Origin of the sequence: uncultured Holdemanella sp. (assembly GCF_934754935.1) — a bacterium.
GTDB lineage: Bacteria > Bacillota_I > Bacilli_A > Erysipelotrichales > Erysipelotrichaceae > Holdemanella.
In genome coordinates this window covers 1-1,747 of sequence record NZ_CAKVJB010000070.1, presented here as the reverse complement: position 1 = coordinate 1,747, position 1,747 = coordinate 1, and the positions used below count along the sequence as shown (strand labels likewise).

Here is a 1,747-nt window from a genome sequence, read left to right as displayed (position 1 = left end):
GAAGATAGCTAGCTGCCGGGTCTTTTTTTTATACTTACATATATTTAAAAGCCAAGTCCTTTTTATTTAGACTTGGCTTTTTTTCTTTGACATTAAAATTTTTACAGTATCTTCTATTGCTTCTTTAGCAAGAATAGGATCATCAATATCAATAACTGATTTTTCTAAAGGACACATGCCTGTATTTGTTCTATTTCGAATTTCCTTAACAAGTTCATCATATTTAAAAGGTATATTATTCTTTTCTAGATAAGTTTTTGCGGATTCACTTAAAGTATGAGCATAAACAAAGTTAATTCTTGCGAGTACATATAAACTTGCAGCTGCTTTACCTACAACTGTATCTTCTATATCAGCATCTTTATAAAAATTAATATTTTCATTAAGTTTTGATAAAATTGGCTTTACACCAATTTCATTGGAACAATAAAAGATTTTATTGTCTCTACGCGCAATAAATTTATTCAAATTCACCAGCTACTTTCTTTAGATTACTGATAATAGGAAGCTTTTGTGGACATACACGCTCACATTGTCCACATTCAATACAATCTAATGGCCTTCCATGTTCATTTTTTAAATCTTCATACTCTTTTGATTTACCGCTAGATAGATTTTGTTTTCTTTTATTGAATAACTTAAAGTATTCTGGTATACAGATTTGTTTTGGACATCCAGGAGTACAATAGTTACATGCAGTACATGGAATGGCGATGGATGTACGAATTTGATCACCTAGTTTAATCAAAAAATTGTTTTCTTCTTGTGTCAACGGTTTAAATTCTTTCATATATGAAATATTATCGTTTAATTGTTCTAGATTTGACATGCCGCTTAGTACTACACGAACATTTTTAAGACTTGCTGCAAAACGAATAGCCCATGAAGCAATAGATAGTGAGTTATCAAGATGTTGTAACTGAGTTTTGATATCTTGAGGAACTTGGACAAGGCTTCCACCTTTTACAGGTTCCATAATAACCACTTGTTTTCCATGTTTAACAGCTGTTTCATAACATAATTTTGATTGCACACTTTCACTATTCCAATCTAAATAATTGATTTGAAGTTGAACAAAATCCATTTCAGGATGTTCAGTCAAAATTTGATCTAGAATATCAGCAGTATCATGAAATGAGAATCCAATTTCTTTAATTTTTCCTTCTTCTTTCATTTTTTTAATAAAATCAAAACAACCAAATTTTAAAGCAGTTTGGTAATGATTACGATTTAAAGAATGCAGAAGATAATAATCAAAGTAATTAACTCCACATTTTTCTAATTGTTCATCAAAAATCCTATTCGCATCCTCTTTTACTTTCATAAATGGGACTGGTAATTTGTCAGCTAAAGTAAATGAATCTCTTGGATATCTTTCGACTAGTGCTTTCTTTACGAATAATTCACTTTGTTTTTGATGATATGGATAAGCTGTGTCAAAATATGTAAATCCATTATCGATAAAAGTATCAATCATTTTAGAAAATTGTTCTAAATCTACAGAAGTTGGGTCTTCTGGATTATTAAGTGGTAGTCTCATGCATCCAAAACCTAATTTTTTCATAAATATCCTCCTATCAATTAACTAAAATTATAGTACATAATTACATCATTCGTTTAAAAAATTGATTTAAAAAGTATAATTTTGAGAGAAAATACAAATTATTATAAAAAAATATGAAAAAAAGTAAAAAAACATTTGACGAAGTAAGAAGTATTTGGTAATATAGATGAGCACTGCTGAGGT

2 protein-coding genes are annotated in these 1,747 nt (G+C 28.9%); both read right to left on the bottom strand.

The genetic code is table 11. From position 1 onward, the window contains the following. Positions 1-66: 66 nt before the first annotated feature. The gene (locus Q0E86_RS11130; protein ID WP_295757193.1) at positions 67-468 is read right to left on the bottom strand and encodes a DUF1893 domain-containing protein; all 402 of its coding nucleotides are present in this window, start codon (positions 466-468) and stop codon (positions 67-69) included. After that, complete coding sequence (locus tag Q0E86_RS11125; RefSeq protein ID WP_295757191.1) at positions 461-1,564, bottom strand: aldo/keto reductase; 1,104 nt, start codon at positions 1,562-1,564, stop codon at positions 461-463. The genes Q0E86_RS11130 and Q0E86_RS11125 overlap by 8 nt, the downstream gene beginning before the upstream one ends. Positions 1,565-1,747: the final 183 nt, after the last annotated feature.

What these genes read in the sequence shown, in the direction of transcription:
- Q0E86_RS11125 (WP_295757191.1), bottom strand. Translation starts at nt 1,564, where the DNA reads ATGAAAAAATTAGGTTTTGGATGCATGAGACTACCACTTAATAATCCA.